The sequence below is a fragment of the Qipengyuania aestuarii genome, from assembly GCF_019711535.1.
GTDB classification, from domain to species: domain Bacteria; phylum Pseudomonadota; class Alphaproteobacteria; order Sphingomonadales; family Sphingomonadaceae; genus Qipengyuania; species Qipengyuania aestuarii.
Genome location: NZ_JAIGNP010000002.1, coordinates 615,448 through 635,147, shown reverse-complemented (window position 1 = coordinate 635,147; position 19,700 = coordinate 615,448). Strand labels below are relative to the sequence as shown.

Sequence of the window (19,700 nt, the reverse complement as noted above, 5' to 3'; positions counted from 1 at the left end):
TGACAATATCGGTTTTTTACGCGCCTATTTCAAGGAAAACCGAAACACAGATGGCTAATATATGGGTAAGTAAATCAGGCTTCGCCAGCCGCTTCCACCATCGCCGCCTTGAGCGCGGCGCGCGGCTCCTTGTCACCCCACAGGACGAACTGGAACGCCGGGTAGAAGCGATCGCATTCCTCCACTGCGATCTCCACCAGAGCCTGCGCCTGATCCAGGCTCAGCAGGCCCTCGTCCCCGAGCAATGTACCATTGCGGTAGAGGAGAACACTTCCGTTCGACCAAATGTCGAAATGACCGAGCCACATCTGCTCGTTTGCCAAGGCAACCAGTTCATGCGCCGCGCCCAGTTTCTCCGCCGCGATGCGGATATCCGGCAGACAGAGTATCTGGAGAACACGGTCGTCCGAGCGCCAGATGCCCCGCAACTGGTATTTGGCCCAGCTACCCTGGATCTCGCCGCAGATTTCATCCGCCGATACATCGAACGGCCACCCCCGCGCACCGAACAGAGCGACAAGCATTTCGAGCGGAGCCGCATCGTCCTCAACCTCGTATCGGCGTTCTACGGAGTGCATTAGCGAGTTCCCGTCCATCTCATGCACTCGCTTGTGCCGATTGGTTAAGGAACTTGGCAATCACGACCGGCTTCGGCGCTGGGGAGAACGACACCAGCTTGTGCAAAGGTTGTGAACAAGATGCCGGATACGGATTAGTTTGGAATTCCAGCTGTCGGTTCAGTCGAGCTTCTCGACCGGCTCGCCATCCTTACTGGAGAAGGTAAAGCTGTCGATGCCGAGCTTTTTCAACTGGGTGACGACGTCCTGCGCAGCCGCCTCCGAATCGTAAGGCCCGGAAAGCAGGCGAGTGGCCGCTCCCCAGCTTGCGACAAAAGGCCCTTTGCCTTTCAGGGCTCCGTCCGCCTTTCTCGATATGCGTCGCCAGTCGAAGCCCAGCGCGTCACGATCCCGGCCGGTTGCGACCTGAACCCAATTCCTTGCAGGATTGGCTGGTGCAGGCGGAGGCCCGTTGGGCGCGGCGTCTGTTCCCGCCAGTGCAGTCACCTCTTCTCCTCGCGCACTGGTGAAGGCAAAACTGTCGACGCCCATTGCCGTGAGCTTGGCGACAACCGCCCGTGCTTCCCTGGCGCTTTCGTAAGGGCCCGCCAGGAGACGGTTCGCTTCACCCCAAGGGGCAGTGAACGCTTTCTTACCCGCCAGTTCTCCACCGGCGCTTCGGGTAATGCGCCGCCAGTCGAAGGACAGTGCGGCAATATCGCGGCCCGTCGCTATCTGGACCCAGTTGCGGGATGGAATAGCAGGCTTAGGCGGCTCATTCGTTTCACGCGGCACCTCGATCGACCTTATGTCGACCGCTCCGGCGCGGGGAGCAGTGGACGCGCCGTCCGCGAGATCGAGACCGGCAAAGGCTTCCGATACGCTTTCCCTCGGCTCCGGCGGCAGCGATACGGGTGGCAGAGCCCGAGCCGGAAGCGGCTGCGGCAATGGGGCTGCTGCGCGCGCCGCGGCTTCGTCCTGCGCGGCGCTCGGCGGTGTTTTTACTGAAGACGGGTCCGGAGTTACTGCAGGTAACTCGCCGGAACTGGCAAGCGCAGGGAGCTCGGCAGCGGGCGTTTCCTGCGCTGGCGGAGGGGGCGCCAGCGGCGGCGCTGCCGCAGGAGAGGGTGGCGCCTGACGTCTGCCGGAGCGTTCTGCGCGTCTACGTTGATCGCGCCTTGTCCGGCGGTCGGAGGTGGGTTCGCGAGCGGTCCTCGCTTTCGCCCTACCTCCCAGCGGCGCGCCCGCGGGGGCAAGATTGCTGCCGGCCGTCCTGGCGGCGGTCCCCGCTGAGCCCGTGTAGGCCGCGATATCGGGATCGTCCCGGCCGACGTTGGAGCTTCGAGGAAAAATTCCCAAAGCCCCCGCCGCGGCTTGCTGCGCCGGCGTGAGCTGCGTCATATAGCGCAGATACGGTTCGATCTGCGCGGATGCTGCGCCCGGCATCATGTCCCGCGCAATGCCGACCGCAGCTTCGGTGTCACCTAAAATGGCAAGACCGAACGCCCTGGTGCGGAACGCCGCGAAGTCCCCTTTTTCAAGCAAGGGGAGAAGAGTGGCTTCGAACCCGACCCGATCACCGGAAATGGCCTGGCTCAAGGCCAGCTTGCGCCGAATGTCTTCATTAGGACCGGATGAAAGCACGAGGCGATAAAGTTCTTGTGCACTCGCTGCATCGCCGACCAGATCGAAGGCCAGCCCCCGTTCTGCCGCCATAACAGTCAACGGAATGCCGCCACGCTCCGCCTCTGCGAAAAGCCGCAACGCTTCAACCGGCCTGCGCGAAAGAGTGTAGGCCCGCGCCATACCGAGCGAGATTCTGGGATTGCTGGGCGCGATTTCCTGTGCGCGGCCGAAAAAACCGATAGCCGCGGCCACATCGCCCAAACCGATCGCGGCATCTCCTGCATCGATTAGAGCGGCCACATCGTTCCCGTCCTGCGCAAGCCTTTGCAAGGCAGAGCTAAGCTGAGAGGAACTGGGCGACGGCAGGGGCTGAACGACTTCCTGGCCGTGCGCCGAATGCGCACCAGCCGCCAGCGCGACTACTGCCGCGCCAGCCCACCAACATTTGCTATGCTGAAGCCGCCTGACGTTTCGAAAACCAGCAAACCGCGCCATAGCCAAAGTTACTGGTTGTTCTGCCGGCCAAGAAAACGAGGGATGTTCAGGCCGCCGCCATCGCCATTGCTGCCATCATCATCGTCGTCCTCATCGTCCTGTGAAGAGCTCGAGCCACGCGACAGATTGGCCATGCGTTCAAACAGCGTGCTACCCTGCGAGGCCCCACCCGCGGGAGCGCCGCCCGGAGCATTATTTGCTCCCCGGCTGTCGGCACCTGAGCCCGCCCCGGCGCCTTGACCGGAAAACAGCGGACTGCGGTTCGGCTGCGCCGCTGCGCCGCCTCCCGAGCGATCGGCCCGTGCGTGGCCACCAAGATCAAGGGCGTCGTCGAAATCTGCTTCGTCCGAGAGATCTAGCGGAGTGGTCACTGCGCGCGGATCTTCGTCGGTCCATCCATCTTCGGACCGGCTGCCACGCGTGTAATTGCGATCGTCGGCAGGAGCGGGAACGCCGCCCTGTTCATCTGCGTCATAGCGATCGAAACGTTCGGTATGCTCGTTGCGCATTCCGGCAAGCGGATCGACAATGCCGTCGACATCATCGTAGTCCTCGTCTTCCTCGCCGTAATCATCGCCAAGGCCAGAAGGAGAAAGGCCGGCCGGATTCATCAGCGGGCCTTCTTCATCCGCGCTGTCGTCATAGTCGGACGCGACTGGCTTGGCGGGTGCACGGGGCGCTGGATCATAAGCGGGCGCCGGGGCAGGTGTCGGCTCGGCGGACATGCCCTGATCAAGCTCGAACGGCTCTTCTTCAGGCTTGCTTTCTTCCAGGTCCAATACCGGACGCTGCGGAGCCCGCTGCGGGGCCATCGAGAAATTGCGCGGCTGAGCAGGAGTGGACCGGCCGCCTTCTTCAATACCCGTCGCCACAACGGATACGCGGATTTGCCCGTCGAGATCGGGGTTGAAGGCACTACCCCAGATGATGTTCGCATCGTCATCGACGAGTTCGCGGATGTGGTTTGCAGCCTCATCGACTTCGAGCAGCTTCATGTCCTCGCCGCCGATGATGGAGATGATTACGCCCTTGGCCCCGGCCATGCTGACACCGTCAAGCAATGGATTGGCGATCGCGCGTTCAGCCGCTTCGAGTGCGCGATTGTCGCCTTCCGCCGTGCCGGTTCCCATCATCGCCTTGCCCATCTCGCTCATCACCGAGCGAACGTCGGCAAAGTCGAGATTGATCAGGCCCGGCATGACCATGAGATCGGTAATCGAACGCACGCCCTGTTGAAGAACTTCGTCAGCGAGAGCGAACGCTTCCTTGAAGGTGGTATCTGCCTTGGCAACCAGAAACAGATTCTGGTTGGGAATGACGATCAGCGTGTCGACATGCTTCTGCAGTTCGTCGATGCCCGCTTCTGCACTGCGCATGCGCCGCGTGCCTTCGAAGAGGAACGGCTTGGTGACCACGCCTACGGTCAGAACGCCCTTCCTGCGCGCTGCTTCGGCAATCACCGGTGCAGCGCCAGTGCCCGTGCCGCCGCCCATGCCGGCTGCGATGAAGCACATGTTCACACCTTCCAGCGCGTCTTCGATATCCTCGACCGTTTCTTCGGCCGCTGCCTTACCCACTTCGGGACGAGCCCCTGCGCCCAGTCCTCCTGTGATATCGGGGCCGAGTTGGATGCGCTTTTCTGCAGGCGAGCTTGTGAGGGCCTGGGCGTCGGTATTGGCAACGATGAAATCGACCCCTTCGATTTCAGCGTCCATCATGTTTGCAATGGCGTTTCCGCCAGCACCGCCAACCCCGACAACCATGATCTTGGGGCGCATGTCGTCGCTGGATGCAGGACCGATATTGATGCTCATTAGGCGTTCCCTTGGGAAAAAATTTTGGCCGAAGCCATTTCACGCACGCTTTTGGCACAAAGCGATTCGCGTAGGCAAAGGGTAATTGCCGTTATCCACCGCGCTGCGCGGCTCGATTCAACCGAAATTACCTTACATTCAAAAATATTCACGTACCGCCTGCACCACACGGTTGACAAGACCCAGTCCCGAGTACCGCCTCGTCGGCTGATAGCTGGGGCCCACATTGCGGATGTCGACCGGATCTTCGGAGGCATAAAGGCACAGGCCCGCTAAGGTCGCGAAGCCAGGCGTGGCATGCGCCTCGGGCAATCCGCGCAGGGCTGGCGGCTTGCCCCGACGCACGGGTAGCCCCAGTGCGCCCTGCACGAATTCTGCAATCCCGTGCAGTTCCGCCCCGCCCCCGGTCAGCACCACCTGACCTCCATTCGCGCCGGAAAAGCCCATGGCCTTCAGGCCTTTGCTGATTTCGGTTGTCATCGTGCCAAGACGATCCGTGACCACCGAAACCAGTTCTGCCCTAGGGATGCGGTTCTGTTCGTCGGCCCCGCGGGCCAATCTACCGTCGACTTCTTCTCCCGGCGCATTCACGGGGATCATCTCACGATGGTCACTCGGCGTCGCGATTGCCGAACCCGACACGCATTTCAGACGCTCGGCCTGCCCGCGCCTGATGCCCAGCGAACTGGCAATGGCATCGGTGATGTCGTTCGAACCGACGGGAATGGACCGCAGTCCGAGGAGCATCCCCCCCGCATGAACCGACACATTCGTTACCTGAGCGCCGATCTCGACCAGCGCGACACCCAGATCGCGTTCCTCGTTCGACAGGCAGGCATAGGCTGCCGCCAAGGGGCTTGCCACGACACCATCGACATCGAGATGCGCGCTCTGAACGGCTTCGATCAGATTTCGCACCGGAGCACCATCGGCAAGAGTGACGTGGACGTCGACGCCTAGTGTCTCGGCATGCAGGCCGATGGGATTTGCGACGCCATGGGCACCGTCGAGCGTGTAATGGGCAGGCTGTGCGTGCAGTACGGTGCGGCCTTCGGGCTGAATATGGTCACGCGCCGCGAACAGAAGGTGCTCGACATCATCCTCGTCGATCCTGCGCCCGCCAATGGCCACCTCGACACTCGCGATCTTGCTTGACAGACCCGCGCCCGCACATCCGATCCACACGCCCGACACGGTAGTATTGGCATTTGCTTCAGCCGTTTCCACTGCTGCCCGAATGGCGTGCGTGGCGGCTACCATGTCGGTAATGTAGCCCCGCTTGATACCTTCGGCCTTGCGGTGGGAAGAGCCAAGCACGATCATCTCGCCTGTTTCGGCCTGGCCCATGATCATCGATGAAATACGGAATGAGCCGATATTCACGGCTGCGAACACGCGGTTGATGCGCGGCAGGGGAGTGTTCGGAGAAGACGCCATTATTCGGCCATCCCCGCCGTAAGCCCGCGCGGACACGGGCCATCTTTGCAGCGCAGATAGGCGCGGTCTGGCACGCGCATATCTATCGCGACGGCCTTGCCGCCGATGAGGCGGTTTCTACCATCCATTTCCGCAAATTTTACCAGTGCGGCAGGGCCCTTGTCGCCTTCCGGTAGGGCGAGCATCTGACCTGTTCCGAAAGTGAGGTTCCAGCGCCGGTTGCCGATCCACTCCGCTGCGGCGATCTGCGGCTTCAGCGCAGGAGCGGCATCGAGCAGTCGCCCAAGATCGGCCACCTGCTTCTGTGCTCCAGGGCCCGATATCACCAGCATGTCCGATGCTTCTTCGCGCGACACGGCCTCCAGTTCATGACCAGTCGCATCAACCAGGATGAGCCGGTCGGGCTTCTGCACGATAGCGTGAGGTTCTCGTTCGACGATGTCTATCTTGAGCAGATCTGGCAATTGCCGGGAGACGCGGGCATCCTTCACCCAAGGCAGTTCAAGCAAACGCTCGCGGATCTCGCCGACTTCAACGAGCGGCATCGGCCGGTCCTGTTCGCCGAGGACCCGCTCATAGACGATTTGTTCGTTCAGCCGCTCTACCCCGGTTACGCGCACCCGATCGACTTCGAAGCCTGCGCGACTGGCCGATTTGGCGAGCTCCGCGCGCGCAATCTCCGGCACGCCGGCATAGCTGGCCACCGTCCATGCGATAACGAGCCCGAGCGCGATGATCGAAGCAAGAAAGAATTTGTGCCACTGGTCCTCTGTGAAGGGCAGCGCCGCCATGATGCGGTCTAGCAGACCTGAGGTATGGCGCTTGGCGGCGCGTGCCTTCTGACTACGACTGCGCGCGGCGGCGGATCGGCGGACGCCGGTGGGTTTACGGCTGACTTTAGCCATCGCTTCCCCGGTTCCGTTTAACACCGTTATGGTCTCGCAAAGCTGCGGCAATTATGGTTTCGACCAGTTCGCCATACTCGATCCCGGCGTTTCTCGCCTGCTCGGGCACAAGGCTGAGCGGTGTCATGCCGGGCTGGGTATTGGTTTCGAGGACGAACAGACCGTCCTCGCCCTGCTCCTCGTCCCAGCGGAAATCTGTCCGGCTGGTGCCACGGCATCCCAGCACTTTGTGTGCCTTCAGCGCAATCTCGAGGCAAAGATCCCGAATACGCTCGGGAATGTCTGCCGGACAGATATGATCGGTCATTCCATCGGTATATTTGGCGTCGAAATCGTAGAACCCGCTCTTGGGCTTCAGTTCGGTCACAGCGAGAGCTCGTGGTCCGCTTTCGAAATCCACCACTGCCGACGTCATTTCGCGGCCCTTGATGTAAGGCTCGGCCAGAAGCTCCGAGAAGTCCTGCCAAGGCCCTGTCGCATCGCGGGCAATGGGATTGCCGTAACTGCCATCGTCGGTCACGATGGCGACGCCGACCGAGCTACCCTCGTTCACGGGCTTCAGCACATAGGGGCGCGGCAGCGGATCCCGCTCGAACAGGTCGGCGGTCTTGACGATACGCCCGCCAGGCATCGGAATGCCGTGAGGAACGAGCGCCTGCTTGGTCAGCTGCTTGTCGATGGCGATGACCGAAGTGGCGAGACCGGAGTGTGTATAGGGTACGCCCATGAGGTCGAGCATGCCCTGCACGCTGCCATCTTCGCCGGGCACCCCGTGGAGCGCGTTGAAGACGACGTCGGGTTTCACTTCTGCAATGCGCGCGGCAACATCGCGGTCCATGTCGATCCGGGTAACCCGGTGGCCGCGCTCTTCCAGCGCTTTCGCAACGCCTTCGCCAGACATCAGGCTGACAGGCCTTTCATTGGCCCAACCGCCCATCAGGACAGCGATGTGAATATCGTCAGAAAGTTTGGAGAGATCGGTCATATTCGGTCCTTAAGGTCGCCCCACTCTCTGTATTTCCCATTCGAGCTCGACACCCGAATTCTCATAGACACGGCGCTTCACTTCCTCGCCCAGACCCTCGATATCGGCACTCGAGGCATTCCCCGTGTTGATAAGAAAATTGGTGTGCTTCTCGCTCACCTGCGCGCCGCCCATTGTTAGTCCGCGGCAGCCCGCAGCATCGACCAGTTGCCACGCTTTTTCACCAGGCGGGTTCTTGAAGGTTGACCCACCTGTCTTGGTGCGCAGCGGCTGGGAGTTTTCCCGAGCCTCGGCAATCTCATCCATCTTCGCGCCGATGACCTCGGGATCGCCCGACACGCCCTGAAACCGAGCGCGGACGACTACTGCACCCTGAGGTAGGGCGGAATGACGATAGGAGTATTGAAGATCAGACGCAGGGAGACGGTGCATCGCGCCGCCGGGCATGACCACGTCGCAATCGATCAGCACATCGCTTACTTCGCGGCCATAGGCCCCGCCGTTCATGCGGACGAAGCCGCCAACCGTGCCGGGGATGCCGCGCATGAATTCAAGACCTGCCACCCCGCAATCGCGGGCTGCACTGGCGACGAGTATTCCATGCGCCCCGCCACCACAGTCCACGATACAGCTATCATCATCGATCGAAACATCGGCGAACGGCTTGCCGAGCTTAATTACCACGCCCGGCACGCCGCCATCGCGGACAATCATATTTGAGCCGAGGCCAAGGGCCATGATCGGCAGACTCCCGTCGATCCGCCGGAGAAACTCCTGCAGATCATCCATGTCTTCGGGCTCGTACAACCAGTCGGCATTGCCGCCGCTCTTGAACCACACCAGCTTTGCAAGCGGCGCGTTCGAAGTCAGTTTACCGCGCAGGCCATCGGTTTCGATCGGCGCTTCGATACTCCCCTCCACCGAACAGTCGGGAGCCATGCCGCTATCGAAGTTCCAGACATCGTTTTCTTGCTGCGTCACTCGGCACGCTCCTTGCCGATCGCATCGGCAAGGCCTGCGGCCCACTTGGTTATGTCGCCCGCACCGAGGCAGACGATGAGATCGCCCTCTTCGATGTCAGTGGCCAGCTTCTTCGCCAAATCTTCGCGGTCCTGCACCGTCATGGCACTGCGATGTCCACGCGATTTCAAACCTTCGACCAGGGCTTCCGCATCGACGCCTTCGATCGGATCTTCGCCTGCCGCATAAACGGGAGTGACATAGACCTGGTCCGCCTCGTTGAAGGCGCTCTGGAAGTCGTCCATCAAATCATTGAGGCGAGTATACCGATGGGGTTGCATCACTGCGATCACGCGGTTCCGGGTCGCTTCGCGCGCAGCTTCCAGAACGGCGCGAATTTCGACCGGGTGATGGCCATAGTCGTCAATCACGGTCGCGCCTGCCACAGTGCCGACATTGGTAAATCGGCGTCGGACGCCGCCAAAACTGGAGAAGCCGCTGCAAATCACCTCATCGGGACAGCCCATCTCGATCGATACGGCGATTGCCGCCAATGCATTCTGCACATTGTGGCGGCCAGGCATCGGGAGACACACATTCTCGATCCGGCGATCCTCCTCGCCCCGCTGACGAACGATGACGTCGAAACGGTTTCCGCCTTCATGCGGCTGAACGTTGACGCCGCAAATATCCGCCTGGAGATTGAAGCCGTAAGTCACCACGCGGCGATCTCGAACCTTGCCGATCACTGCCTGGACTTCAGGGTGATCAATGCAAAGCACCGCAGCACCGTAAAACGGAACATTGTGGATGAACTCGACGAAAGCATCCTTCACCCCGTCGAAGTCGCCGTAGTGATCCAAATGCTCGGGATCGATGTTCGTCACGACCGCAATGGTCCCGTCGAGACGCAGAAAGCTTCCGTCACTCTCATCGGCTTCGACCACCATCCAGTCACTATCGCCTAGCCGCGCGTTCGAACCATATTGTTCGATAATGCCGCCGTTGATCACCGTGGGGTCGATAGCGCCACAGTCGAGCAGGCTGGCGATCATGCTGGTAGTAGTGGTCTTGCCATGGGTACCGGCCACCGCAATGGTAGATTTCAGCCGCATGAGCTCGGCAAGCATTTCGGCCCTGCGAACCACCGGAATCCGGTTTTCAAGCGCGTGCGCCACTTCGGGATTGGTGCGCTTCACTGCCGTCGAAGTCACGACGACCGAAGCACCTTCGACATTTTCCTTAGCGTGCCCGATCCTCACCGAAATACCTTGCGCGCGGAGCCGTTCGACAACCGGGCTTTCGTTCAGGTCCGAACCCTGCACCGTATAGCCGAGATTGTTCATCACCTCGGCGATACCCGACATGCCGATGCCGCCGATCCCGACAAAATGGATCGTTCCGATATCGGTTGGTACGCCCTTCATTCCGCGCTCTCCTTCTTGGCTGTTGTTGTCTTGGAGGTTTGTCCTGCCACGACGCCTTGAGAGGCCCCACGCGCATTATTTCCGCCGACGCGGATCACATCCATCATATCCGCCCCGCCGAAGCTTTCCAGGAGGTCGGCAAGGTCCTCTACGGCCTTGGGGCGCCCGCAGTTCCATGCAGCATGGGCAGCATTCGCAAGTCCTTCCGGATTGTCTGCCAGCGCCTTGATCTGTTTGGCCAGTTCCTTGGGGCCGAATTTTTCCTGCCGGATCATCCGGGCACCGCCCGCCTTGGCCATCTCCCGGGCATTGGCAGCCTGGTGATCGTCTGTCGCGATGGGCAGCGGTATGAGAATGGCTGGCCGGCCGACCGCGGTTAGTTCGGCAATGGTTGAGGCACCCGCACGGCCGATAAAAAGGTGCGCATCGGCAAGCCGCGTGGCCATGTCTTCGAAATACGTGCCAAGCTCGGCAGGGATGCCGTGAGTAAGATAGCGCTCGCGCACAGCTGTGAGATCTTCCGGACGGCATTGCTGTGTAACCTGCAGCCGCTGGCGAATGGCGGGGGCCAGCATGGCCAGTCCGTCGGGCACGACTTCGGACAAAACGCGCGCGCCTTGGCTGCCACCTGTAACAAGCACGCGAAGAAGGCCTTCTTCCTCATATGGCGGGAATGGGCGCTTGCGCAGGTTAAGCACTTCGGCCCGCACGGGATTGCCGACCAGATGGGTCTTCCCCTGCTGCAGCGGCTTGAGCCTCTGAACCTCAGGGTAAGCGGTCGCGATCGCGTCAACTCGGTTGGCGAACAGCCTGTTCACACGGCCCAGCACCGCGTTCTGTTCATGGATGATCGTGGGAATTCGTGCCGAAGTCGAGGCGAGGATGGAGGGCAGCGAAGGATAGCCGCCAAAACCGATCACTGCGCTTGGTTGAAAACTCTCGAACAGGCGCATGGCCATCTTGCGCCCCTCCCACACCGCTTTTGCTCCGCGAAGCCACTGCAGCGGATTCTTCCCGAAACGCCCTGCCGGGAGGACGTGAGCAGGCATGAAATCAGGCTTGCCTGGGATTTGGGCGCCCCGCTCATCCGTGATTAGCGCCACATGGTGGCCGCGCTTGTCGAGTTCGGTCGCCAAGGCAAAAGCAGGGAGAATGTGGCCGCCGGTTCCACCGGCTGCGAGCACGTAATGGCGATTGGAATGGGTCACTGGTGAATCTCGCGCGAGATGCGCGCCTCTGGCGTCTTCATCGCCCTGCCCTGCCCCATGCCCAGCAGGTCGCCAAGCCCTTTCGTGGTGGTTTTCAGATAGGGATTGCGGCGCGTGATCGCGATCAGCAAGCCAACTGCCATGCACACTGCTATCGTAGAAGAGCCACCATAACTGACGAGCGGCAGGGTCATGCCCTTGGAAGGGAAGAGCTGCAAATTGACGAGTATGTTGATGAAAGCCTGCCCCCCGAGGAGCGACACGAGCCCTGTTCCGGCCAGCAGCGCGAAGAGATCTTCCTCGTCGAACAAACGCATCAGGACCCGGACGATGATGGCCAGATAGATCAGCACGATGAGCGCGCAGAAAATCAATCCGAACTCTTCCCCGATCACGCTGAAGATATAATCGGTATGTGCCTCCGGCAAACTCATCTTTCTCAGCCCCAGCCCATAGCCTGATCCCGTCCAGCCGCCTGCCAATAGCGTCCGACTGGCAAGATCGACCTGATCGTATGCAGTGCCGCCGCCGAAAAAGGCGTCAATGCGATGCCGGGCATTGTCATAGAGGAAATAGGTTGCGGTCAGCACGAACAGGCCAAGCCCTATCACCGCGCCCAACCTTTTCATCGGCATGCCCGCCAGAAGGATCATCACCATCCATACACCGGCAAAAAGCATGAACTCGCCGAAGTTCGGCTGCATCATAAGCAGCATTCCGATGAGCCCGGTCAGACCGGTCGATATCCAGAGGACCGGCAAATTGGGATCGCGCATGCGCCAGGAGAGGATCCAGGCGAGAACGATCGCGAAAGCGGGCTTGAGGAATTCCGACGGCTGGAACTGCATGCCGATGCTGATCCAGCGCCGCGCACCGTTAATTTCCACTCCGACAAAAGGCACGAGAAAGAGCAGCCCGAGCATTGCGGCGCCGAGTACCACGCCAAAGCGGCGTGCATTCTGGCGGCTCAGCAAGGATGCGCCGAACATCACGCCCAGCGCAATTGCCTGCCATGCGAGGTGGCGATAAAAGAAATAGAGCGGATTGAGCGTCTCGGTCGATGTCGAAAGACGGTCGGCGCTGGCCGGGCTCGCCGCTGCCACGGCTATGGTGCCGAGCGTCATCAGCAACAGCACGAGGCCGAGCAGCACGCGGTCGATCTCGCGCCACCAGATCTTCAGCTGGCTCCAGCGCGACAGCTTGCCGCCCGGGATATGGGCAGGCTTGCGCTTGGCGCCGGGGACGAAGGGCTGCATGGCGGTCACTTCAGGCCCTCCACCAGTGCACGGAAATGCTCGCCGCGCTTTTCGAAGTCAGCGTACTGGTCAAAGCTGGCGCAGGCGGGCGAGAGTAGGACGGTGTCGCCCGCCTCTGCCCTTGCGGCAGCGGCGGCCACCGCGCGGTCGAGTGTTTCGCACTGCTCCACCCGCACGCGGCCTTCCAGCTGAGCGGCAAAGTCCGGTCCGGCCTTTCCGATGGTGTAGGCCGCTTTGACGTGGCCCAGCTCGGCCTCGCACTCGCCCAGCCCCAACTCCTTGGCGAGCCCGCCAAGGAGCCAGTGAATGTTCTCGAACGCCGCAAGCGCAGGTGCGGAGGCGGCGGTGTTCGTGCCCTTGCTGTCGTTGACGTAAGCGATGCCGGAGATTTCGGCGACCCGCTCCATGCGGTGCGGGAGGCCGGGGTAGGTGCGAAATGCTTCTTGGCGCAAATCGCGATGCAATCCGAGTTCAAGCGCAACAGTGTCAGCGGCCATCGCGTTTTGCGCATTGTGCGGGCCTTGAAGCGAAGGCCAGTCACTGTGCGCGAATTCACTTAAGTTTGTTTCAGGTGTCGGTTGCGACCACTGACCCGGACCATCAGCCATCGCAAGCCTGATCTCTCGCAAAGTAATGTCGCTAGCAGCGATTATTCCGACATGTTCATGCGACTGCATCTCGAATAATCGCAGCTTTGACGCCCGATACTTCTCGAAATCACCATCGTACCGATCCAGATGATCCGCCGTGACGTTTAGCAGCACCGCCACATCGCAATCGAGCGAATAGGTTAGGTCGAGCTGATAGCTCGAAAGCTCAAGAACATAGACCCCGCCTTTGGGCAGAGGCTCCTGTTCGAGGATCGGCAGGCCGATGTTGCCGCCCATCGTCGTCGGTAAGCCTGCGGTTTTGAGGATATGATGGACCAGCGCGGTGGTGGTCGATTTGCCATTGGTGCCGGTAATGCCGACGACCTTATGCGGCGGCAAATCCGCCCGTGCCTGTACAAAGAGTTCGATGTCGCCGATTACAGGTATGCCAAAGCTGTCGGCATACGGCTTGATCGGATGTGTGTTGAGCGGCACGCCGGGGCTAACCACCACACCTGCATAGCCCGTAAGGTCAGCCTCCAGCGGATCGCCTATGGCACAGCGACCGGCATAGGGCTCGCGCGCTTCCTCGCGGTCATCCCACACGAGCACGTCCGCTCCTGCCGCGAGCAGCGCCTCGACCGTCGCCCGGCCGGACCGCGCGAGGCCGAGCACCGCGTATTTCTTGTCCTTCCAGGCGGGAGAGGTGATCATCTGAGTTTGAGCGTCGCCAGCCCCAGAAGTGCGAGCACTATGGCTACGATCCAGAAGCGGATCACGACCTTGCTCTCGGACCAGCCGAGTTGCTCGAAATGGTGGTGGATGGGAGCCATGCGGAAGACCCGGCGCCCAGTGCGTTTGAACCAGAACACCTGGATGATGACCGAGAGTGCCTCGAAAACGAACAGACCGCCGACAATCGCCAGGACAACCTCATGATGCGTCGCCACTGCAATCGCGCCCAATGCGCCGCCGAGGGCCAGACTGCCAGTGTCACCCATGAAAACGGCAGCCGGAGGCGCGTTGAACCACAGGAAGGCAAGCCCCGCCCCCATGATCGCGGCGCAGAAGATTGCCAGCTCCCCCGCGCCTTCCACGTAAGGAATACCGAGATACTCCGAATAGTCCACGCGGCCCACGAGATAGGCGATGACCGCAAAAGTGCCTGCTGCGATAATCACCGGCATCGTGGCCAGGCCGTCCAGACCATCGGTGAGGTTCACTGCGTTTCCAGCGCCTACGATCACGAAGGCTGCGAAAACGTAATAAAGCGGTCCAAGCTCGATGCCGAAATCATTTACGAAGGGGACATAGACGAAGGTATTGATCTGGCTGACGATGATCCAACTGGCGATCCCGGCCACAGCGAATTCGAATAGCAGGCGCAGCCTCCCCGAAACGCCCTTGTGGCTGGACTTGGAAACCTTGTCGTAATCGTCAAGGAAACCGATCAGGCCAAAACCACCGGTCACCGCCATGCACGCCCAGACGAAAGGATTGCTGAGATCCATCCAAAGCAACATCGACAGGGTGAGGCTGGCAAGGATCATCAACCCGCCCATGGTCGGCGTGCCTACCTTGGCGAGATGGGTCTGGGGCCCGTCTTCACGGATCGGCTGCCCCTTGCCCTGCCGCACGCGCAGCATGTCGATAAAACGCGGCCCGATAAGCAGCCCGATCAGCAAGGCTGTAAGCAATGTCGCCCCCGCGCGTGCGGTCTGGTAGCGCACAAGGTTGAATAGACCTTCGAAATTGAAATATTCGGCGAGAAGATAGAGCATCGGCGCGCGGCGCTTCCTAGGTAAAATGGTCGACCAGCTTTCCGAGGCCGACTGAATTCGAACCTTTCACCAGCACGGCGTCCCCTGCGATGATGCCGAATTGCTCCAGCAGCCCGATAGCCTCCCCGGCGGTATTGCAATGCTCCCACTCGAGCGGCTTGCCAAGCGAGTTGAAGGCAGGTTTCCCCAGTTCCCGGGCAAGAGCGCGCATCTCTTCACCGACGAATATCGCATAGTCCACATCGGCTGCGATGAGCGGTTCGGAAAGTGCGCTGTGGAATTTGTCTGCGAAATCGCCCAGCTCTTTCATGGAGCCCAAGACGGCGATGCGGCGGCTCGACGGGGTCTGGCCCAGTTGCGCGAGCGTAGCGCGCATGCTGGCCGGATTGGCGTTGTAGCTTTCGTCGATCATCAGGGCCGTGCCTCCGGGAACAGAAATTCCGTGGCGCGCGCCCCTTCCCTTCAGTCCGCCCATCTCGGCCAAAGCGAGACCGGCCGCTGCCATGTCCCCACCTGCCGCACGAACTGTCGCCATGACTGCGAGCGAATTGATCACCCAATGGTCGCCGGGTTCGGCTACGGTGTAGCACAGACGCCCGCTATCGAACTCGCATGTCACCAGGCTGCCCCCGTTGGCGCTAGGTATCGCATCTAGCAAACGGATATCGGCATGGGGCGCCCGGCCGAAACTGATGACTCTGGCATCCATAGCCATCGCTGCAAGCCGCAGCCGTTCGTAATGTTCGCTATCCGCGGGGATTACGGCGACGCCGCCCCGCTCCAGGCCGAGAAATATTTCGGCTTTCGCTTCTGCTATAGCCTCCATCGAGCCCAGATTTTCGATATGGGCCGGTGCGATCGTGGTAATCACGGCGATGTGCGGGCGAACCTGCCTAGAAAGTCCTTCGATCTCTCCGGCGTGGTTCATGCCCATCTCAAAGATGCCGAAGCGGCTTCGCGCCGGCATTCTGGCAAGGCTGAGCGGAACACCCACGTGGTTGTTATAGCTACGGGTCGAACGGTGTGCTGCACCGCGGCTCGCCCGCTCGAGGCTGGCGAAAATCGCTTCCTTGACCCCGGTCTTGCCCACCGAGCCGGTAACGCCGATGATTCTCGCGCTGGTCCGTCCTCTCGCCGCCGCCGCGAGTGCCTTGAGCGCTTCAGTCGTATCGTCGACAAGGACATGCGGATAATCGACTGGACGATCCACAATTGCCGCCGCAGCCCCGTTCTCGAAAGCCTTTTGGAGAAACCGGTGACCGTCCATCTCTTCGCCCTTGAGAGCGACAAAGAGATCCCCGTTGACGACATCGCGGCTGTCCATTTCGACACCGGCGACCTGAAATTTGCAGCTAGCTTTTCCGCCTACTGCCTTTGCGATGGCCTCGCTGCCCCACAAGGTGAGCGGGAGACGATCGCGCGGATCGGACGGCCATTCGACGTAGGCAGGATGGCGCAAGATCGCAGCGCTCATGCCGCACCGCCAGCGGCGATCTGGGCAGCACATTCGCGAGCGACTTCGACGTCATCAAAAGGATGGACTTGCATGCTTTCTCCCGATCCGATGATCTGACCCGTTTCGTGCCCTTTGCCAGCAATTAGGACGATATCGTCCGCTCTGGCGGCAGCAATGGCTTCGTGAATGGCTTCGCGGCGCCCCGCCACTTCGCGCGCATCACCAGCACCTTCAAGCACCTGACGACGGATTTCCGCAGGATCTTCACCCCGGGGATTGTCATCGGTGACGATTACGAGGTCGCTGGACTTCGCAGCAGCCTGTCCCATCGGAGCGCGCTTCCCGTGATCGCGGTCTCCGCCAGCACCGAAAACGGTGATTAGGCGGCCTGTCACGTGTGGACGCAGTGCCGCAATGGCGGCTTCCAGTGCGTCGGGCGTGTGGGCGTAATCTATATAGACGGGAGCACCGCTTGGCGCGATCACGGCGCGTTCGAGGCGACCGCGTACAGGTTGCAGGCGGGCAACGCCGTCCCAAACCCGGTTCGCTTCGATGCCGGTTGCCAAGGCAAGCCCGGCCGAAGTCAGCGCGTTGGACACCTGATAAGCACCGATCAGGGGCAGATTGATAGTGCGCTCGGTTCCATCATGCTCGACGGTAAGCGATTGACCGAGCTGCGTAGGTTCGCGGCCAATAAGGCGGATGTCCTCGCCCTCTTCTCCAACGGTCATGATCTTGAGACCGCGCTTCTCGGCGTGCTTTACAACGCGCCTGTTCCAGTCGCTATTGTCCGCGCCCAGCCACACGACAGCCGTCGCGCCATCAGAAACAACTTCGTCGAACAGCCGCATTTTGGCAGCGAAGTAATCTTCCATGTCGGCATGGTAATCGAGATGGTCGCGGCTGAAGTTGGTAAAAGCCGCCGCTGCGACGGGGATACCCTCGTTGCGATATTGGGACAGGCCGTGGCTCGACGCTTCATAAGCGACGTGCGTCATACCTTCGCGCGCCAACCCGCTCATGTTCGAAAGGAAGGTCACGATGTCGGGCGTTGTCAGCCCGGTCGAAATACTTCCATCAGGTGTAGTTACACCCAATGTGCCGATGCTGGCCGCACGTTCTCCTGCCATGCGCCATATCTGGCGGGTCATCTCAACGCAGCTGGTTTTTCCATTCGTCCCGGTAACCGCGACGATGTGCTCGGGAACGGGAGTGAAGAACTGCGCGGCCATTTCCGCAAAGCATTTCCGGGGTGTCGCCGCGGCGATGTGCAAGGCGCCGACGACGTCGGCTTCCGGCCGCGCCACGACAGCAACCGCCCCCGCTTCTACCGCAGCCGGAATGAAATCTTCACCATTGACCTGGGCACCCTGGAAGGCACCGAACACCGTGCCCGGCGCGACCTTGCGATTGTCGATCGCGAAGCCGGTGACTGATATGTCTGCGGCTTCCGGGCAAGTTAAACCGGCGCCGGTGCAGATCTTGGCTAATTTCATTTCTGCGCCTCGGGAATGAGGGGGGTGATGGCGGAAATATCGATATCGCGCTTGTCGTCGGGACGCACGCCGATCAGCGGACCGATGCGCGGCACGAGCCGACCGACGATTGGGGCCGCATTCCAAGCTGCGGTACGCTGATAGGAACTGGCAAGGGTTCCCTTCGGTTCGTCCAGCATGGCGATGACGACATAGCGCGGCCGGTCCATGGGAAATGCTGCGGCAAAAGTAGAAACCAGCGCCGTGCGGCGATAGCCGCCCTTACCGCCAGGCTTTTCGGCGGAACCGGTCTTGCCGCCGACGCGATAGCCGGGGGCATCGGCATTACGGCCTGTGCCGTACACTGCAATGGCGCGCATCATCTGCCGCATGCGGCTGGAAGTGGATGCCTTGAACACCCGGCGCCCCTTGGGTGCCTGGCCCGGACCGAGTTTCTTCAAGGTGGCCGGGCGGTAGACGCCGCCATTCACCATCGCGGCGTATGCACTGGCAAGGTGCAGAGGGGTCACTGCAATACCATGGCCGAAACCGACTGTCATGTTCGTAAGGCGCGCCCAATTGTCTCCCGGCCACAAGGGGAAACCCTTGGCCGGAAGTTCGATCTGCGGACGATCGTTCATACCCAGATCGATCATATACTGACGGAGCCGTTCCGGCCCCATTTCATCAGCAATGCGTGCGCTTGTGGTGTTCGAAGAATGGATGAGCGTTTCGACCGAGTTGAGCGTCGGCCCCATGGCGTGACTATCGCGGATCGTGAAGCGCCCCACTTTCACAGGAGAGGCATCGAAGCGTTTGCCGAGATCGCGGATGGTGCCGGAATCGATCGCAGCGGCTACGGTCAGCGGCTTGAATGTCGAACCGAGTTCATAGACCTGGTTGGTCACGCGGTTGAACATGAGCTTCTGCCCTTCGGCGTCGATCTTGTTCGGATCGAATTCCGGCAGCGATGCAAGCGCCATGACTTCTCCGGTATCGACATCCAGTACAATGCCAGCGCCTCCCTGGGCCTGCGTCAGCTTCATTCCGCGACGCAGCTCATCCTCGAGCGCGCCCTGAACGCGGACATCGATGGACAGCGCGATGGGCGTCCCCCGGGTTGCCGGATTGGTCAGGTGATCGTTGAACACCTGCTCCATGCCCACGCGGCCAGTGCCGTCGGCAGCGACGTAACCCAAGACATGCGCCGCCATCTGGCCTTGAGGATAATGACGATCTTCTTCCATCGGCATCTCGAGCGCGAGCTCGCCGATATCCTGTACCTGGTTGGCCTCTTCAGGGAGAAGGCGGCGCCTCAGGTAACCGCCTTTGCCGCTGGCGAGATGCGCCGCGAGCGCCTTCTCGTCCATGTCCGGGAAGATCGCTTTCAACTTGGCTGCAACCTCAGCGGGGTCCGCAACCAGCGGCTCTTCATCTTCGCCCAAGGCATCGGGATTGAACCATAACGCGTAAGCCGGGAAGGCACGGGCCATCGGCACGCCGTTCCGGTCCACGATTTCCCCGCGGTCAGGCAGCAGAGCAGCTTCGAGCGAAGTGGCGCGGGCTTCTTCGCCGCCGGCCCCAAGATAAACGATCCGGCTGACGGCCACGGCGGCCAGAAGTGCAAAGATCGCAGCAATCCAGAGCACGCGCCAGCGTGCAAGATCGAGCGATTTCTGGCGGATGCTGACGAGTTGCACCCGCCCGCTCGCCATCGCCATGCTAACC

The 19,700-nt window shown here is 61.1% G+C and carries 15 protein-coding genes; all 15 read right to left on the bottom strand.

Features of this window, described 5'->3' with window-relative positions; translation table 11 throughout:
- Positions 1-74: 74 nt before the first annotated feature.
- Positions 75-578: a type III secretion system chaperone family protein gene (locus tag K3175_RS08195; RefSeq protein ID WP_221542866.1), complete on the bottom strand. Its 504-nt coding sequence runs from the start codon at positions 576-578 to the stop codon at positions 75-77.
- A gap of 159 nt (positions 579-737) precedes the next feature.
- Positions 738-2,483 (bottom strand): SPOR domain-containing protein, encoded by a 1,746-nt coding sequence (locus tag K3175_RS08190; RefSeq protein ID WP_221542865.1) that lies wholly within the window; start codon positions 2,481-2,483, stop codon positions 738-740.
- Between the two features lie 203 nt (positions 2,484-2,686).
- Positions 2,687-4,492 carry a cell division protein FtsZ gene (gene ftsZ, locus K3175_RS08185; RefSeq protein ID WP_221542864.1) on the bottom strand — a complete coding sequence of 602 codons (1,806 nt, stop codon included), beginning with the start codon at positions 4,490-4,492 and terminating at the stop codon, positions 2,687-2,689.
- 138 nt (positions 4,493-4,630) lie between these two features.
- Positions 4,631-5,929: a cell division protein FtsA gene (gene ftsA / locus K3175_RS08180; RefSeq protein WP_221542863.1), complete on the bottom strand. Its 1,299-nt coding sequence runs from the start codon at positions 5,927-5,929 to the stop codon at positions 4,631-4,633.
- Positions 5,929-6,834, bottom strand: a complete 906-nt coding sequence (locus K3175_RS08175) for a cell division protein FtsQ/DivIB (RefSeq protein ID WP_221542862.1) — start codon at positions 6,832-6,834, stop codon at positions 5,929-5,931. Before K3175_RS08175 ends, ftsA begins: the two co-directional genes overlap by 1 nt.
- On the bottom strand, positions 6,827-7,819 hold the full coding sequence (locus tag K3175_RS08170) for a D-alanine--D-alanine ligase (protein ID WP_221542861.1): 993 nt from the start codon (positions 7,817-7,819) through the stop codon (positions 6,827-6,829). The genes K3175_RS08175 and K3175_RS08170 overlap by 8 nt, the downstream gene beginning before the upstream one ends.
- A 9-nt stretch (positions 7,820-7,828) precedes the next feature.
- Positions 7,829-8,758, bottom strand: coding sequence for a UDP-N-acetylmuramate dehydrogenase (murB, locus tag K3175_RS08165; RefSeq protein WP_221543183.1), 930 nt, complete (start codon positions 8,756-8,758; stop codon positions 7,829-7,831).
- A gap of 38 nt (positions 8,759-8,796) precedes the next feature.
- Positions 8,797-10,206, bottom strand: a complete 1,410-nt coding sequence (gene murC, locus K3175_RS08160; RefSeq protein WP_221542860.1) for a UDP-N-acetylmuramate--L-alanine ligase — start codon at positions 10,204-10,206, stop codon at positions 8,797-8,799.
- Entirely contained in the window at positions 10,203-11,414 is a 1,212-nt protein-coding gene (gene murG, locus K3175_RS08155; RefSeq protein WP_221542859.1) for an undecaprenyldiphospho-muramoylpentapeptide beta-N-acetylglucosaminyltransferase, read from the bottom strand. The genes murC and murG overlap by 4 nt, the downstream gene beginning before the upstream one ends.
- On the bottom strand, positions 11,411-12,670 hold the full coding sequence (locus tag K3175_RS08150; RefSeq protein WP_221543182.1) for an FtsW/RodA/SpoVE family cell cycle protein: 1,260 nt from the start codon (positions 12,668-12,670) through the stop codon (positions 11,411-11,413). The genes murG and K3175_RS08150 overlap by 4 nt, the downstream gene beginning before the upstream one ends.
- A gap of 5 nt (positions 12,671-12,675) precedes the next feature.
- Positions 12,676-13,974: a UDP-N-acetylmuramoyl-L-alanine--D-glutamate ligase gene (gene murD, locus K3175_RS08145; RefSeq protein WP_221542858.1), complete on the bottom strand. Its 1,299-nt coding sequence runs from the start codon at positions 13,972-13,974 to the stop codon at positions 12,676-12,678.
- Positions 13,971-15,041: a phospho-N-acetylmuramoyl-pentapeptide-transferase gene (mraY, locus tag K3175_RS08140; protein WP_221542857.1), complete on the bottom strand. Its 1,071-nt coding sequence runs from the start codon at positions 15,039-15,041 to the stop codon at positions 13,971-13,973. Before mraY ends, murD begins: the two co-directional genes overlap by 4 nt.
- A 16-nt stretch (positions 15,042-15,057) precedes the next feature.
- A complete protein-coding gene (locus tag K3175_RS08135) occupies positions 15,058-16,515 on the bottom strand; it encodes a UDP-N-acetylmuramoyl-tripeptide--D-alanyl-D-alanine ligase (RefSeq protein ID WP_221542856.1) in 1,458 nt (485 codons plus the stop codon).
- Positions 16,512-17,993, bottom strand: a complete 1,482-nt coding sequence (locus K3175_RS08130; RefSeq protein WP_221542855.1) for a UDP-N-acetylmuramoyl-L-alanyl-D-glutamate--2,6-diaminopimelate ligase — start codon at positions 17,991-17,993, stop codon at positions 16,512-16,514. The genes K3175_RS08135 and K3175_RS08130 overlap by 4 nt, the downstream gene beginning before the upstream one ends.
- Complete coding sequence (locus tag K3175_RS08125) at positions 17,990-19,693, bottom strand: peptidoglycan D,D-transpeptidase FtsI family protein (protein ID WP_221543181.1); 1,704 nt, start codon at positions 19,691-19,693, stop codon at positions 17,990-17,992. Before K3175_RS08125 ends, K3175_RS08130 begins: the two co-directional genes overlap by 4 nt.
- Positions 19,694-19,700: the final 7 nt, after the last annotated feature.

Coding starts and splice junctions, on each gene's coding strand:
- murC (WP_221542860.1), bottom strand. CDS start 10,206: ATGAAGGGCGTACCAACCGATATCGGAACGATCCATTTTGTCGGGATC.
- K3175_RS08135 (WP_221542856.1), bottom strand. CDS start 16,515: ATGAGCGCTGCGATCTTGCGCCATCCTGCCTACGTCGAATGGCCGTCC.
- K3175_RS08170 (WP_221542861.1), bottom strand. CDS start 7,819: ATGACCGATCTCTCCAAACTTTCTGACGATATTCACATCGCTGTCCTG.
- K3175_RS08150 (WP_221543182.1), bottom strand. CDS start 12,670: ATGCAGCCCTTCGTCCCCGGCGCCAAGCGCAAGCCTGCCCATATCCCG.
- ftsZ (WP_221542864.1), bottom strand. CDS start 4,492: ATGAGCATCAATATCGGTCCTGCATCCAGCGACGACATGCGCCCCAAG.
- ftsA (WP_221542863.1), bottom strand. CDS start 5,929: ATGGCGTCTTCTCCGAACACTCCCCTGCCGCGCATCAACCGCGTGTTC.
- murB (WP_221543183.1), bottom strand. CDS start 8,758: ATGGCTCCCGACTGTTCGGTGGAGGGGAGTATCGAAGCGCCGATCGAA.
- K3175_RS08130 (WP_221542855.1), bottom strand. CDS start 17,993: ATGAAATTAGCCAAGATCTGCACCGGCGCCGGTTTAACTTGCCCGGAA.
- mraY (WP_221542857.1), bottom strand. CDS start 15,041: ATGCTCTATCTTCTCGCCGAATATTTCAATTTCGAAGGTCTATTCAAC.
- murD (WP_221542858.1), bottom strand. CDS start 13,974: ATGATCACCTCTCCCGCCTGGAAGGACAAGAAATACGCGGTGCTCGGC.
- K3175_RS08195 (WP_221542866.1), bottom strand. CDS start 578: ATGCACTCCGTAGAACGCCGATACGAGGTTGAGGACGATGCGGCTCCG.
- K3175_RS08125 (WP_221543181.1), bottom strand. CDS start 19,693: ATGGCGATGGCGAGCGGGCGGGTGCAACTCGTCAGCATCCGCCAGAAA.
- K3175_RS08175 (WP_221542862.1), bottom strand. CDS start 6,834: ATGGCTAAAGTCAGCCGTAAACCCACCGGCGTCCGCCGATCCGCCGCC.